Origin of the sequence: Paenibacillus farraposensis (genome assembly GCF_020736845.1) — a bacterium.
Lineage (GTDB): Bacteria > Bacillota > Bacilli > Paenibacillales > Paenibacillaceae > Paenibacillus > Paenibacillus farraposensis.
In genome coordinates, this window is sequence record NZ_JAFFQR010000043.1 from 148,301 (window position 1) to 163,051 (window position 14,751).

Genomic DNA, 14,751 nt, shown 5'->3' on the forward strand with positions numbered 1-14,751 from the left:
AGTATTTGAATATGATGAACAACCAGGAACCAAGTCCGAAAGGACTTGGTTTTTTTGTGTTTTCAGCCTGTCTCTTTTCGTTCTTCCAGTTCTCTTAAAACGGTTCTATCAAAGTGGACGACCTCATATGCTTGAACATATCTACTGAAGCAGATCATTGCTTCCAACGAACAATCAGCTTTTGATGGAGGTCTCAGCCTATGAAAGATTCACAGGTTCGTATTCGTATACCGATTCACCCTACCAACGAACATCGCCGGACTTTACCTGCGGAAGAAGAACCCGGCTTTATAGCTGCCTCGGCGCAGACAAGCAAGCTTGCCCAGCAGCGGCCCGATACCCGAGCCGTATTGCCTGCTGCTGCACGGTCCGCCCGGCGTGTAGCAGCAGGGGCTCCCGCTGCCGCCCACGCCGGTGCGTCGCTACCTGCCACTGACGCGGCGGTTCCCGCTACACGCGGCGTAAACCCGCGCACGGCGCCATATCTGCGGCCAGCGGCCAGGCGCGCTCCTCGCTGGGGTGGCCATCGCCCCTGGCTGCCAGCAGCTTGCCTCACAGGCTTGCTGGCACTTGCGCTGGCTGTGCCTGCGCTAATGGCATGGCCTCGCCATACGGCGAAGCCGCTGCCACCGGGCGTCCGAAAGGGGGCTCCCGAGGTGCCTGCCGCGGCTGCGAAGCCGGATGCCCCCGTTACGCGCCTCCCGGGTGTCCCGCCCATCCCGGCAATTCCCGCTGTTCCGGCGGATAGCGTCCCGGCAGCGGCAGAGCCGGACGTACGCGTGTATATCTCGTCCACGGGACGTACAGAGACGCTGCCGCTGGAGGAATACATTGTCGGCGTAGTTGCCGCCGAAATACCGCCTAGTTTCGAAAGCGAGGCGCTGAAGGCACAGGCGATTGCCGCGCGCACCTTCATTACCCGCCGTTTGCTGGCCGACGACACCAGTGGCGCCCCGGCGGGAGCGGATGTGACAGATACTGTTAAGCATCAGGCGTACATTTCTAAGGCCAAACTTTCCAGAGAGTGGGGACATTCCGGCAAAGCAGATGAACTGGCTAAAATTCGGCAGGCTGTACGCGATACCAAGGATACAATCATGGTGTATGAGGGTAAACCCATTACTGCTTCTTTTTTCTCTACCAGCAATGGTTATACCGAAAATTCAGAGGATGTGTGGGCCAAGGCAGTTCCCTACTTAAGGAGCGTGTCAAGTCCATGGGACAGGCAGTTAGCTCCTCGATATGCAGAAACCGTCACGCTGAGCCGTCAGAGTGTGATCGATAGATTGGGATTGAGCCATGCTGCGATGACAGCTGCTACCGGGAGGGGAGGAGGGATGCCTGAGATGCGGGTACTCTCCAAGACAGAAGGGCATCGCATCAAGAAGATTGAAATAGGGGGCATGGTTTTTGCAGGCCCGGAAATTCGAAACAAACTGGGGCTGCGTTCGGCTGAATTTACCTGGAAAATCGAAGGAGACAAGATTGCTATAACGACCTATGGCTATGGGCATGGCGTCGGCATGAGTCAGTGGGGAGCTAACGGAATGGCCAAGGAAGGGTACACGGCTACTCAAATTCTTCTTCACTATTATACTGGTATTTCCTTTGCACAGGCTTCTCGCACTCTAAGTTAGTAAATTTTTCAAAACTTTGAAGTATAAAAGAGTTGCACCCGGTAACACTGGTTATTGAGGTGATGAGCAAATGAGTGAACAAAATAAAAACCAGAACCAAAATCATGAAGATACACCCAAAACCTTTCCGGGTGGAAGAGCTTCACAGCCGTCTTCGTGGAAAAAGCTGTTGTCCAAAAGGTGGGCATATCCTGCAGCCTACATTGCCGCAGCAGCCATTATATTAACTTTAGTGTGGGTCTATCAGGATGCCAGCCAGAAGTCTTTCAAACCTGACCCAGCTAGTCCGTCGGTACAAAATACAAGCGCAGTCAACACAGATGTCAACGGACAACAGCCGGAAAGTATGGAAGTTGTTGCCCAGTCGGAAAATCTCGCATGGCCGGTGACAGATGCCGCTGCAGTACAGGTTGTAAAACCATTTTTTGACGAAAATGGGACAGCTGATGAGCAGGCGGCAGCCATGGTAGAGTATGATAAAACCTTTACGGCGAACACCGGAATTGATCTTTCCCGGGCCGACGATCAGACGTTTGAAGTGAGAGCTGCCCTGAGTGGTAAAGTAACCCGTGTGGAACAGCATCCATTGATGGGAAATGTCGTAGAAATTACACATGATAACAATCTCAAAACGGTGTACCAAAGCTTGAGCGATCTGAAAGTAAAAGAGGGCGATCAAGTGAAGCAAAACGATGTGATTGCTTCCGCGGGCCGCAACGAGCTTGAAAAGAATCTGAAAACACATTTGCATTTTGAAGTGTTCCAGGATGACAAGCCGGTGAATCCTACAGGTCTGCTTCCTAAAAAATAAATCAGTCATAACATTGCATGCAAAGCGGGGAATCCATATTCCCTGCTTTTTTATTGTACATATGTGTTCAAGAGGTGAACACATATGTACCTGCTGTCAAATTAAATAGGCCTTTTGAAGCATGTCTTACCGCCAAACCGCGAATATATAGGCACGCTCCTCATATAATGTACCAAACTATCCACAGTAGGGAGGCGGGAGCGTGCACGATTACATCAAGGAACGGACCATCAAAATCGGTCGCTGTATCGTGGAAACAAGGAATACGGTCCGTACGATAGCCAAGGAATTTGGTGTCTCCAAGAGCACGGTGCATAAAGATCTGACCGAACGGCTGCCTGAAATCAACCCGGATCTTGCCGATCAAGTGAAGCACATCCTCGAATACCATAAATCCATCCGCCATCTGCGGGGAGGGGAAGCGACGAAAATCAAGTACAAAAAAACCAGTGGCAAAAGAAGGGAGATTCTCGTTTCCGGCAAGTCTTAAAAATATATAGTGAACTGGCTGGCAAAGCCATTGAATCAACCCCCTGAAGTATGATATGTTAAAAGATGGTACAAGACGAAAAATGACATGTAACCGTAGGTTTATACATATATTTGCCGCTTCTTGTCGAATCTAAGTTTAAAAATATCACTTTGGGGGCCTCTTTAATATGTTCAGTAATGATATCGGTATCGATCTTGGTACGGCCAACGTGCTTATTCACGTCAAAGGGAAGGGGGTTGTTCTTGACGAACCTTCCGTTGTCGCAATAGAAAGCGATACAAAAAAGGTTTTGGCTGTTGGAGAGGAAGCACGTCGTATGGTTGGACGGACTCCTGGTAATATCATAGCTATTCGTCCGTTGCGTGATGGTGTCATCGCCGATTTTGAAGTGACGGAAGCGATGTTGAAATATTTTATCAACCGGGTAGGGGGGAAAAGCTGGTACAGCCACCCTCGTATTTTGATTTGTGCACCGACGAACATTACCTCAGTGGAACAAAAAGCGATTCGTGAAGCGGCCGAGCGCAGCGGGGCAAAGGAAGTTTTTTTGGAGGAAGAGCCCAAAGCAGCTGCCATTGGAGCAGGAATGGATATCTTTGAGCCTAGCGGCAACATGGTAGTAGATATTGGGGGCGGAACGACGGACGTTGCTGTTCTCTCTATGGGGGATGTGGTAACATCTTCTTCTATTAAAATGGCAGGAGACAAGTTCGATTCAGCCATCATGAAATACGTGAAAACAAAGTATAAGCTTCTCATTGGGGAGCGTACGGCTGAGGATATCAAGATTGCTATCGGAACCGTGCACCCGAGTGGACGACATGCAGAGATGGACATCCGTGGACGGGATATGGTATCCGGATTGCCTAAAACGTTAAGTATTTCCGCGGATGAAGTGCAGGATGCACTTAAAGATCCTGTATCAGCAATTGTTGCTGCGGCCAAGTTTGTATTGGAGCAGACCCCGCCAGAGCTGTCGGCCGATATTATTGACCGTGGTGTCATTCTGACTGGCGGTGGCGCGCTGCTGAGCGGGTTGGATGAGCTGCTTGCTGAAGAATTGCGCGTTCCGGTACTGGTTGCCGAAGATCCGATGCATTGTGTCGTTAAAGGCACAGGAATTATGCTTGATAATTTGGATCATGTGGTTAAGAAAAAGTTCTAATCTGCCGATAGTGACTATAAGAGACTCGTGTGGGGTCAGTCAGGTCGTCTGGTATGATGGCTTCTGTGCCTTCGTATGAGCAGATGATGGACTAGCAGAGTACAGGATTGGGGTGCGCGATACATGTTGAGAGGTTTATATACTGCGGCTGCCGGAATGATGACACAACAACGTCGTCATGACACTGTGACGCAAAATATTGCCAATATGAATACGCCGGGATACAAGCAGGAGAACAGCGTTCAACGCTCTTTTCCCGAAATGCTTATTTCCATGACGGGTGGTAATCCGGATAATCCGGATCGTACAGTTGGCAAGCTCAATACTGGCGTTTTTGCCGAGGAAAGTCTGTCCCCGTACATTCAGGGGGCATTGCAGGAAAGCGGAAAAACTACGGATTTTGCAATACAGTCCAATATTAGTGTGAACGATCCGGCAACGGGTCGGCCCATGGCCTTTGACCAGGCGGGGAAATTTGTCAATGCGAATGGTGAAGTTACCTATCGTCCAGAAGCGTTTTTTACGGTTCGTGACAATAATGGAAATGTACGCTACACACGTGATGGGCATTTTCAGGTAAATGGAGCGGGAGAACTGCTGTCGTCGACTGGCTCGGCGGTTCTGGATACGAATGGTAATCCAATTCGATTGACGGGGGCTGTTACAGCGCTTAAAGTTAATGAGCGGGGTGAATTGGTGGACAAAGAGTCCAACCAGCAGATCGGAACGACGCTTGGCATTAGTGTCATTGATCGTCCGTACCAGCTCGTTCGTGAGGGCAACGGGAATTTCCGCTTGAATGATACAGATGGTGCTACAGCCAGAATGATGACTGCTAACGATATCGTATCCGTTCGTCAGGGATATGTGGAAGTATCTAATGTGGATGCTGCGCAGTCGATGGTGGATATGATGGCTGCGTTAAGAGCTTATGAAGCGAATCAGAAGGTTATTCAATTTTATGATAAAAGCTTGGACAAGGCCGTTAATGAAGTAGGCCGTGTATAACAGGGGGTAAGTGATGAATAACTCCATGATCGGCGCAATGGTCTCTATGGCCAGTGTGCAACAGCGTTTGGATATGATTGCTGATAATATCGCCAATGTTAATACAGTTGGTTATAAGAGTAAGCAGAGTTCCTTTGAAGATGTGCTGGCCAATGTAAAGCAACAGCCTTCATCTTATCTCCAAAATGGGCGGGCTATGCCACTCGGTTATAATTTGGGCTACGGTGTTAAGATAGCCTCGATTATGAAGAACATGGAACAAGGCTCTCTCAAGGAGACAGGGCTTCCTACTGATTTGGCGATTCAAGGGAATGCAATGTTTGAAGTGCAAGGGGATGGACAAAAAGCATGGACCCGTGACGGCAGCTTTCATTTTATTCCTGATCCGAATGACAGTAAGACAATGTTACTAACCACGGCTGAAGGCTACCCGGTGCTGGATAACAATGATATGCCGGTGACTGCGCCAGCGGGTTCCAAGGTGGCCATTAACGAGAACGGTGAATTGTTGATTCGTGTTAATGGGACGAGCGCGCCAACGGTTGGGCAGCGAATCAAGCTGATGGATGTTCAGCGTCCGGAAGGATTGGAACAGCGGGCTGATAACCTGTTCGTATTAATGAATGGGGTAACAGAAGCCGATGTATTTGGTGCAACAGGTGTAGCGGGTGCTGTTCCGCCGAATACATCCGTTCGCTCTGGCTATCTGGAACAGTCCAATGTGGATTTAGCGGGTGAAATGACGGATATGATGCAAGTTCAGCGGATGTATCAAATGGCATCGCGAGCGTTGACGTCCAGTGATACGATGATGAATCTGGCTAACAATTTGAGGGCTTAGGGATTTGGTAATGAAAGAAGAACAATCCGATTCCCGTCCGGTTCCTGCAAAGATAAAGTCCCGCTGGCGCTCTGCCCGTTATCTCATTGTTCCGTTGCTGCTTCTGTTTTCACTGTTAGGTGGTTTAATTACAGGCTACGTGATTGTGGGTAAGCAAGGGCTTGCAGGCGTATTTGAATGGAAAACCTGGCAGCATGTCATTGATCTTATATTTGCGCCTTAGTTTTACCTTTAAATCAGTGGGTGGCGGGAAAAGACCGCTCCTCGAATGATTTGATCTTACGATCGCTGTTGCAACGGGATTTCTTATTTTATAAGTTATCAGTTGTAAAAAAACCGTTGCAAAGGCGAACGCTCACGCTTCTCCAGATCCAAATCCTTCGATCCGCTGCTACCCGCCATCAGAGCCACTTTTATTAAAATAAACCACCCGCAGTTTGTGTGGGTAGTAAGACAAAACCCTGAGCCAGCGGCGCAGGGTTTTGTTATGTCTCCAGTGGCAGGGCCCTAGCGTAGTGCAGACAGCTTGCAGCCAATAGAGGCCATCCGTAGGGTGCTTCGATTTGTTTCGCCTTTCACCACAAGGGGACATTATTGATGCGAGCTTTTTTTTGAGCCAAAAGTAACTCGGCGGAGGGGATGGAATCGTTCTGAAGAAGTGATAGCGTTCGCCTTTAACCTCGGATTTTATTCTTGAATTCTTATACATTGAAAAATCCGAGGTTAACAGCGATCGGAAGAAGATCCATCCCTGCAGCCCGTCCACCTTGGCTCAAATTGAGAGCCCACTTCCTCTATAATAAGAGCAACCAATATGGTACTTCCGCGTAATTTTCTTTTTGCATCTGATAACTGTATAATGATGGGGAAGTTGATAACAAGCGGGGTAAGACCATGTACAGGCAAAAGGGTCTCTTCACGCTCTGGTTGCGTAACCGGCGGGAAAAGACCCCTTATCTCAACCTTCACTTCTGCAGTAGGTGAAGGATATCTAACATTGTTGCCGTAATGAACTGTTTTTATGCAGCAGCAATGGGTAATATTATGCTTGTAGCAATTCATGACTAATTCAGAACCGAATCTGCAAGCGGGAGGAGTAATTAAAGCAAATGGACAAGTTGCAATTGGATGTTAATCAAATTCAGGAGATCATTCCGCATCGGCCACCATTTTTATTGGTGGACCGCATTATTGAGCTGGAGGAAGGGAAAAGAGCAGTAGGTATTAAGAATGTAACGATGAGTGAGCCTCATTTCATCGGACATTTTCCGGGATATCCGGTTATGCCAGGTGTATTGATTACTGAAGCGCTGGCTCAAGTTGGAGCTTTCGCATTGCTGCATTTAGAGGAAAATCGAGGTAAAATCGGTTTTTTGGCAGGACTGGACGGCTTCCGTTTCCGCGGACAGGTAGTTCCTGGGGATACGCTGACGCTTGAAGTGGAAATAACTCGCTCCAAAGGCTCATTTGGTAAAGGGAAAGCTACGGCTAAAGTGGGCGATACGGTTGTTGCTGAGGGCGAGATCATGTTTGCTTTGTCAGACCCGCTTCGGTAAGTGCAAGTCCTGCTGACATAAGCACGACGTTTAAACCGAGTACATGTGTACATAGAGATCCTGTTTTGACAAACCAAAAATGGAGAGGGGAAATTCCGCATGACGCAGTTGAGTAAAATAGCACTAGATGGCATTGAGAGCTGGCTGCAAGACCCTTATATTGATGATGAAACCAAACAGGAATTGCGCGCATTGGAAGGCAATGATCATGAACTGGAAGATCGCTTTTACAAAGAGCTGGAATTCGGTACAGGCGGCCTGCGTGGAGTGATCGGGGCAGGTAGTAACCGAATGAACCGTTACGTCATTGGACGTGCAACTCAAGGGCTGGCTCGCTACATTTTAGAGCAGCATGCTGGAAAAGAAGGCAAGCCTTCGGTTGTTATTGCACATGATTCACGTCATTTCTCGCCAGAATTCGCTCTGGATGCAGCCTTGGTGCTGGCAGGTAACGGTATCGTGGCTAAGTTATTTCCATCCCTGCGCCCGACGCCGCAGCTTTCCTTTAGCGTGCGCCATTTGAAAGCCAGTGGAGGAATTGTCATAACTGCGAGTCACAACCCGCCTGAATATAATGGATACAAAGTTTACAATAGTGAAGGCGGCCAGCTTGTTCCTGATCAGGCTGAGCAGGTGATTGGTTATATCCGTGAGGTGTCTTCTTTTGCTGATATCCGCCGATTGACCCGTGAAGAAGCAGAGGCACAAGGACTGCTGGTTTGGCTTGGAGAGAGGGAAGATGAAGCGTTTGTAGATACGGTAGCCAGTGTGAGTGTTAACCGTGAACTGATTGCAGCTGGACCAGGCAAAAACTTCAAGGTAGTGTTCACACCTCTCCATGGTACTGGAAACATTCCAATTCGTCGTGTGCTGGAGAAAATCGGCTTTGAGCAGGTGCATATTGTGCCTGAGCAAGAGCTGCCAAACGCTGAATTCTCTACTGTCAAATCGCCGAATCCGGAAGAACGGGATGCATTCAAGCTGGCGATTGAACTGGGTGAGAAAATTGGTGCTGATTTGCTGATTGGAACAGACCCTGATGCTGACCGTATGGGAGCGGTTGTGAAAAACCGTGGCGGCGAATATGTGGTATTGTCCGGGAACCAGTCTGGTGCGATTATGGTTTATTACTTGTTGAACCAGTTGAAGGAAACAGGCAAGCTGCCGCATAACGGGGCGGTCGTTAAAACCATCGTAACCAGCGAAATGGGTGCAGTCATCGCCGAACATTTTGGTGCAACTGTGTTCAATACGTTAACCGGCTTCAAATATATTGGCGAAAAAATGAACCAGTTTGACCAAGCCGGAGATTATACCTATCTATTCGGTTATGAAGAAAGCTACGGCTATTTGGCAGGCAATTATGCTCGGGACAAGGATGCCGTTCTGGCAGCCATGCTGATCGCTGAAGCTGCTGCTTATTACAGTACACAAGGCAAAACGCTATATGATGTTTTACAGGAGCTGTATGAACAATTTGGTTTCTTCCTGGAGAAGCTGGAGTCTCGTACACTGAGGGGCAAGGACGGTGTGGTGCAGATTCAGGGGAAAATGACGGACTGGCGCAACAACGCACCTAAAGAAATTGCAGGCGTGAAGGTAGAAAAGGTACTGGACTATTCGCAGGGATTGGACGGACTTCCGCAAGAAAATGTGCTCAAATTTTTACTGGAAGACGGCTCCTGGTTCTGTCTGCGTCCTTCTGGGACTGAGCCTAAAATTAAAGTATACTTCGCGGTACGCGGTTCTTCGCTGACCGATGCCGAGCAAAAAATCAGCCGTCTGGCCGATGCTGTTATGGCGCGCGTAGACGCTTGAGAAAAATCCATTTATAATAGAATAGGTTAAGGCAATTGGATATGAAATAAGTAATCGGTGACCTCTCACGGCAAAGGGCAGTACGCCGTGGGGGTCATTTCTACGTTGCAGAATAATCTGGAAGAAGCTTTGGGAAAATAGGTTTATTCGGCAACGGATATTAAGGAGGTTCTTTGGTGTATCAGAAATGGCAGTATTGGAACACGGCTTCTCGCAAATGGTTGTGGATTTTGGTCGCACTTGGCTTGCTGGCCTCTATTCCAGTCATCGCCGATCGTGTGAAGACAGAATCATCAAGTAAAAAAGTGGAGATTGTTTTCGATTATCGGGATTTGACAGAGGCAGCTTCGTATCAGGCTCACCCGCAGGACTATTTGAACGAGCAGCTTGACCGCTTAAAACAGGCGGGTGTAAACAGCATGGCAATGTACGAAAGTACGTTGGACGATTTCCGTAAAACGGGCCGCGTCGTAACCTATACGACTCAGAACGTTGCTGATTTGGAAAAACGGCTTTCACCTGCCAATGAGAATTTTACGTACGTTGTTTTCACTGACAAAGAAAATGCTGAGGCATTAAAGCCATTAATTGTACGTACGTTTACAAGCCTGGGCATCAATGTAAGACCGTGGAGCTATCAGGGACAGGAAGGGTTGGTTGTGGAAACATCCCCGGAGGATGCGTATCTCAAGCCTATGCAGCCCGACCCGATTGCCATGAAGCAGCTTCGGGACAAAGGTTTTTTTATTGTTCCGCGGATGAGTGACAGTCTTCCTTATAACCAGGAGTTGACGGAAGAAATGCTGGCTTCCTTTCAAAAGAATGGTGTAAAACGCATTTTGTTTGAAGGGGATTCGGTCAAAGGCTTTACAGATAACGAAAAAAAGCATAGCCTCGCAGCATTTGCTAAATTGCTAAATAAATATGATATTGGCCTGGCTACTATTGAGAACCTGAAAAAACCACAAGCCGGCTTCAACAGTCTTGCTTATGATATACATTATAATGTTGTCCGCCTATATTCTTTGAGCGACAAGGATTCAACGCTTGATGTTGAGACCTTGGCTGATCGTTTTGCATTGGCAACCAAGGATCGCAATATTCGCATGCTGTATCTCAATACTTCCGCTACGCGCAGTGTGGCTGAGGCTAAAGTAAAGGATTCGGTGGAAAATCTGATCCACACCTTGGACGAGCCAGGGAACGCTATTCAGCGGATGGAGAAAAAAGGATTTGAACTCGGACAGGCTGAGCCATTCCATGTCGTTGATTCTTCAATTCAGCGCTATCTCAAAATGGTCGTCGTTCTGGGTGCACTTACATTCATCTCCATTATGGTATCTTATTTTGTTCCGGCATTGACCTTGCTGGCGTTTGCCCTTGGTTTGGTCGGCTCCGCAGGTCTTTATGTTCTGAACTCCAGCTTGATGGAGCAAACTTTGGCGCTGTTTGCAGCCATTAGCGGGCCTACGATCGCCATGATCATTGCAGTGCGTACGGTTAGAATGAAACGCGAACAGGAGCTTTCTCCAGGCAAGCGTTTGGCTCAAACGCTCGTTCTGTACGTTCAGACGGCGATTCTGTCGCTGGCTGCGGTACCTTTTGTCATTGCGCTGTTGAACAGTATTGCTTACAGCCTTGTGCTAAACCAGTTTAGAGGCGTAAGCTTGCTCCACATAGTGCCTATCTTTCTGGCTGCAGTGTATATTTTCTTTTATCGTGGCGTTTCTATACGTGAGGAAGTTTCCAAGCTGCTACGTACGCCGATTACCGTATTGTGGATAATCGTATTGGCTGTTATCGGGGTCGCCGGCATGTATTACTTGAGCCGTACAGGGAACGCAGGTAACGTGTCGAGTGTGGAGCTGGCTTTCCGGAATTTCCTTGAAAATGCGTTTGGTGTACGTCCGCGTAATAAAGAATTTTTGCTGGCACATCCACTGTTTATTGCAGGCACATTCTTGGCTCTAAAGTACCGGAACGCGATCTATTTACTGATTATAGCTGCTATTGGTCAAGCTTCGATGGTGGATACCTTTGCCCACATTCACTCTCCAGCAGCACTTTCGCTTAGTCGCGGGCTATTAGGATTAGGACTGGGTCTGCTTCTGGGAATTATCGCAATTGTCGTGTGGCAAGTGCTGGAAGGATGTTGGAAGAAATGGTCGCCACAGCTCAAACGATAATCATCTCGGGTTATTACGGCTTTCGTAATAGTGGAGACGAGGCCGTTCTCAAGTCCATTTTGACTGCATTAGAAGAGGAAAGTCATCGGGCCGGGATTACGGTCAAGCCTGTTGTTCTGTCTTCGGACCCTGCATGGACAGAGAAAATGTACGGAGTAGCGGCCGTCCCGCGCATGAGTTTGGGAGAAGTTAGAAAGGCGATTAAAAACAGTGACGGATTAATCAGTGGCGGCGGAAGCTTGCTTCAGGACGCAACAAGTCCCAAAAGCATTCCTTATTACCTCGCAATCCTAAAGCTGGCTCAATGGGCGGGAAAGCCGACGTTTGTATATGCTCAGGGCATTGGTCCAGTGCAGCGAAAAATATTTTATCCCATGATCCGGTCTGTGTTTCAACGCTGTGAATATGTATCTGTAAGAGACAAGCAGTCTGCCGCGCTATTGGATAACATGAAGCTGAGGCACCCATCTGTCGAGGTTGTTCCGGATCCGGTAATGGGACTTCCATTACCCTCCGAATCGGGGCAAGCGCACAAAGCATTTGCTGAGCTTGATCAGGATGAACTTCCGATTGTCGGTGTGTCCGTACGCTACTGGGATAAGGAACATCGCGATTTAACGTCTATCGCAGACGGGTTGAAAAAATTAGCTGCTGAGCGTCGTGTACACCTGCGGTTCTTGCCTTTCCACTTACCTGACGATGAGCAGGCTTCAAAGATGGTAATGGATTTGTTAGGGGATATTAAGGGGACAGGAAGCCGTGTCAGTATGTGTAATCAGGTTACCGATCCTCAGCAGATGCTTTTGGAAGTCAGCCGTTGCAGCTTGATGATCGGGATGAGACTGCACAGTCTGATCTATGCAGCGTCCCATCAAGTACCTCCATTGGGAATATCCTACGATCCCAAAATTGATCATTTCCTTAGCCGTGTTGGTAGCCAGCCTGTAGGCACTGCAGAAGCCCTGAATGGACGAAAGTTGGCTGATGAGGCTATACGACTGCTGAATGACCGGGATCAATGGATTGAGAGCCAGGGCGCGGCAATTGCTTTGTTGAAGAGCGAGGCCCGTTTGCCGGCACAGCATATCATTAACTACTTGTGTCGCAAAGGATGATGGATACAGTGATAGCTGATAAGGTTACGAATGTGCCTACCGTTCCGATTTTCGGTGTTCGGGTATCAAGGCTTAATATGAAAGAAACGTTAAATGTGCTAATCCAGGCAGTGGAGTCTCGCAGGCCCCATCAAGTGATCACTGCCAATCCGATTATGGTTATGGCCGCATTGGAAGATCCTAAGTACATGTCGGTAATGAAGCAGGCGGAGTTAATTGTTCCAGACGGAACTGGTGTGGTCTGGGCCGCAAACTATGTAGGACATCCAGTACCTGAGCGTGTGGCTGGTTTTGACTTGTTACATGAATTGCTTAGAGCCGGAGAAAACTATCATTGGAAAGTTTATTTGCTCGGGTCAACATCCGAGGTGATTCAAGCGACTGCACAACGGGTACAAGAGCTTTATCCGGGAATTACGGTTTGTGGCCAACGCAATGGGTTCTTTGGCCCGGAAGAGGACGAGGGAGTCATTGCAGCCATTCGTGAAGCAAATCCTGATTTGTTGTTTGTAGCACGAGGAGCAGACACGCAGGAACCATGGATTGGTAAATATAAGGAGCAATTGGGCGTACCAGTGATGATGGGGGTTGGCGGCAGCTTTGACGTAATATCCGGCAGAACCAAGCGTGCTCCTGAATTGTTCCAAAAGCTGAGAATTGAGTGGCTGTATAGGCTAATTAAAGAGCCGAGCCGGTACAAAAGAATGCTTGCACTGCCGAAATTCGCCGTGAAAGTGATGCGTGAAAAAGAAAACGTCACAAAAGCGTGATAAATAGCTTGAATCTGCCTTCAAAACCAGCAAATTTGCCAGAATATGAAGCTTGGTATTTATTTTTGATCAGAGTATAATTCAATGCGGTTACATCTGAAAAGGGATTGCTTTAAAATTGGGGGTCGAATGATCAAATGCTATTGATCTATATTACTGGTTTCATCATAGCATTAGGACTTGCGCTATTGTTAACACCGCTCGTCAAGAAATTTGCTGTGAAAGTTGGAGCCGTCGATGTACCGAATGCCCGAAAGGTACATACCCGAATCATGCCTCGACTTGGCGGACTAGGGATTTTCTTGGCGTTTCTATTGTCTTTATTGGCGATTTTGCCGTTTGTACCTGACGGAATGCTGTCCTCGCGGGATATTAACTTTATCGCTGCCTTTTTGATTGGCGGAACGCTGATTACATTGATTGGTGCTCTCGATGATCGTTTTGATCTCAATGCAAAGTTGAAATTTTTGGCTCAAATTGCCGTTGCTTGTATGGTTGTATTTGCTTTTGATATTCGTGTGGATTTTGTGAATGTACCTTTTCAGGATGCATACTCGTCTTTGGAAGGCTGGATCTCCATTCCGCTTACGATTTTCTGGATTGTAGGTGTAACGAATGCCATCAATTTAATTGACGGTCTGGATGGACTGGCTGCGGGAGTTTCAGGAATTGCGATTGGAACCATTTCTGTGATGTCCCTTTTAATGGGCAACTACATGGTAGCTATGCTGTGCCTGGTGCTGCTGGGCAGTATTATCGGATTTTTATTTTTTAACTTTCATCCTGCAAAAATATTCATGGGTGATACAGGGTCATTGTTTTTAGGTTTCTGTCTGGCTATGTTATCCATGCTTGGTTTCAAACAGATTGCTATCGTATCGTTTATTACGCCTTTGATCATTATCGGTGTACCTTTATCAGATACATTCTTTGCTATTATTCGTCGCAAGCTACAGAAAAAACCGATTTTCTCACCGGATAAAGGCCATCTGCATCATTGTTTGCGCGAACTAGGTTTCAGCCACAGGCAGACCGTATTGATTATCTATGGTATTGCTGCATTTTTCGGTATATTAGCCGTGATTCAATCGTCTGCTGCGCTAAATGAAGCGAACTGGGTTACCTTTGTTGTGATTTGTATTATGATGTTTTTCCTACAGATTGGTGCAGAGATCATTGGTTTGGTAGGCAAAACCAAGCGCCCGGTTATTAATACATTGATTCGGTTATTAGCTAAGCCGGATTCTCAGACACGATCGAAATTATAAAAATTTATTTTAAAATGAGCCTTCAAGCTTGCGATTTACCGCAGGTTTGAGGGCTTTTTTGTTGATTGCTATAAAAAACTACC

13 protein-coding genes are annotated in these 14,751 nt (G+C 47.6%); all 13 read left to right on the top strand.

From position 1 onward, the window contains the following. Nucleotides 1-200: 200 nt before the first annotated feature. The 13 genes from spoIID (at nucleotide 201) to JO375_RS08190 (ending at nucleotide 14,668) form a co-directional block, all read left to right on the top strand. The gene (gene spoIID, locus JO375_RS08130; protein WP_229523983.1) at nucleotides 201-1,637 is read left to right on the top strand and encodes a stage II sporulation protein D; all 1,437 of its coding nucleotides are present in this window, start codon (nucleotides 201-203) and stop codon (nucleotides 1,635-1,637) included. Nucleotides 1,638-1,707: 70 nt separating this feature from the next. Then, nucleotides 1,708-2,448: a M23 family metallopeptidase gene (locus tag JO375_RS08135; protein ID WP_229523984.1), complete on the top strand. Its 741-nt coding sequence runs from the start codon at nucleotides 1,708-1,710 to the stop codon at nucleotides 2,446-2,448. Nucleotides 2,449-2,650: 202 nt separating this feature from the next. Then, entirely contained in the window at nucleotides 2,651-2,938 is a 288-nt protein-coding gene (gene spoIIID, locus JO375_RS08140) for a sporulation transcriptional regulator SpoIIID (protein ID WP_007432737.1), read from the top strand. Nucleotides 2,939-3,107: 169 nt separating this feature from the next. Next, entirely contained in the window at nucleotides 3,108-4,106 is a 999-nt protein-coding gene (mreB, locus tag JO375_RS08145; RefSeq protein ID WP_229523985.1) for a rod shape-determining protein, read from the top strand. 123 nt (nucleotides 4,107-4,229) lie between these two features. Then, on the top strand, nucleotides 4,230-5,114 hold the full coding sequence (locus JO375_RS08150) for a flagellar hook-basal body protein (protein ID WP_229523986.1): 885 nt from the start codon (nucleotides 4,230-4,232) through the stop codon (nucleotides 5,112-5,114). 13 nt (nucleotides 5,115-5,127) lie between these two features. After that, on the top strand, nucleotides 5,128-5,955 hold the full coding sequence (locus tag JO375_RS08155) for a flagellar hook-basal body protein (protein WP_229523987.1): 828 nt from the start codon (nucleotides 5,128-5,130) through the stop codon (nucleotides 5,953-5,955). Nucleotides 5,956-5,965: 10 nt separating this feature from the next. Continuing rightward, complete coding sequence (locus JO375_RS08160) at nucleotides 5,966-6,178, top strand: DNA-directed RNA polymerase subunit beta (protein ID WP_229523988.1); 213 nt, start codon at nucleotides 5,966-5,968, stop codon at nucleotides 6,176-6,178. Between the two features lie 886 nt (nucleotides 6,179-7,064). After that, entirely contained in the window at nucleotides 7,065-7,511 is a 447-nt protein-coding gene (fabZ, locus tag JO375_RS08165) for a 3-hydroxyacyl-ACP dehydratase FabZ (protein ID WP_229523989.1), read from the top strand. 99 nt (nucleotides 7,512-7,610) lie between these two features. Beyond that, nucleotides 7,611-9,329 (top strand): phospho-sugar mutase, encoded by a 1,719-nt coding sequence (locus JO375_RS08170; protein WP_229523990.1) that lies wholly within the window; start codon nucleotides 7,611-7,613, stop codon nucleotides 9,327-9,329. A gap of 176 nt (nucleotides 9,330-9,505) precedes the next feature. Next, nucleotides 9,506-11,515, top strand: coding sequence for a DUF5693 family protein (locus JO375_RS08175; RefSeq protein ID WP_229523991.1), 2,010 nt, complete (start codon nucleotides 9,506-9,508; stop codon nucleotides 11,513-11,515). Then, nucleotides 11,491-12,630 carry a polysaccharide pyruvyl transferase CsaB gene (csaB, locus tag JO375_RS08180; RefSeq protein WP_229524076.1) on the top strand — a complete coding sequence of 380 codons (1,140 nt, stop codon included), beginning with the start codon at nucleotides 11,491-11,493 and terminating at the stop codon, nucleotides 12,628-12,630. The genes JO375_RS08175 and csaB overlap by 25 nt, the downstream gene beginning before the upstream one ends. Before the next feature lie 8 nt (nucleotides 12,631-12,638). Continuing rightward, a complete protein-coding gene (locus JO375_RS08185; RefSeq protein WP_229523992.1) occupies nucleotides 12,639-13,400 on the top strand; it encodes a WecB/TagA/CpsF family glycosyltransferase in 762 nt (253 codons plus the stop codon). 137 nt (nucleotides 13,401-13,537) lie between these two features. Further along, nucleotides 13,538-14,668, top strand: a complete 1,131-nt coding sequence (locus tag JO375_RS08190; RefSeq protein ID WP_229523993.1) for a glycosyltransferase family 4 protein — start codon at nucleotides 13,538-13,540, stop codon at nucleotides 14,666-14,668. Nucleotides 14,669-14,751: the final 83 nt, after the last annotated feature.

Excerpts from the sequence above, each read along its gene's own strand:
- csaB (WP_229524076.1), top strand. The coding sequence starts at position 11,491 with ATGGTCGCCACAGCTCAAACGATAATCATCTCGGGTTATTACGGCTTT.
- spoIID (WP_229523983.1), top strand. The coding sequence starts at position 201 with ATGAAAGATTCACAGGTTCGTATTCGTATACCGATTCACCCTACCAAC.
- JO375_RS08170 (WP_229523990.1), top strand. The coding sequence starts at position 7,611 with ATGACGCAGTTGAGTAAAATAGCACTAGATGGCATTGAGAGCTGGCTG.
- mreB (WP_229523985.1), top strand. The coding sequence starts at position 3,108 with ATGTTCAGTAATGATATCGGTATCGATCTTGGTACGGCCAACGTGCTT.
- fabZ (WP_229523989.1), top strand. The coding sequence starts at position 7,065 with ATGGACAAGTTGCAATTGGATGTTAATCAAATTCAGGAGATCATTCCG.
- JO375_RS08135 (WP_229523984.1), top strand. The coding sequence starts at position 1,708 with ATGAGTGAACAAAATAAAAACCAGAACCAAAATCATGAAGATACACCC.
- JO375_RS08190 (WP_229523993.1), top strand. The coding sequence starts at position 13,538 with ATGCTATTGATCTATATTACTGGTTTCATCATAGCATTAGGACTTGCG.
- JO375_RS08160 (WP_229523988.1), top strand. The coding sequence starts at position 5,966 with ATGAAAGAAGAACAATCCGATTCCCGTCCGGTTCCTGCAAAGATAAAG.
- JO375_RS08155 (WP_229523987.1), top strand. The coding sequence starts at position 5,128 with ATGAATAACTCCATGATCGGCGCAATGGTCTCTATGGCCAGTGTGCAA.
- JO375_RS08150 (WP_229523986.1), top strand. The coding sequence starts at position 4,230 with ATGTTGAGAGGTTTATATACTGCGGCTGCCGGAATGATGACACAACAA.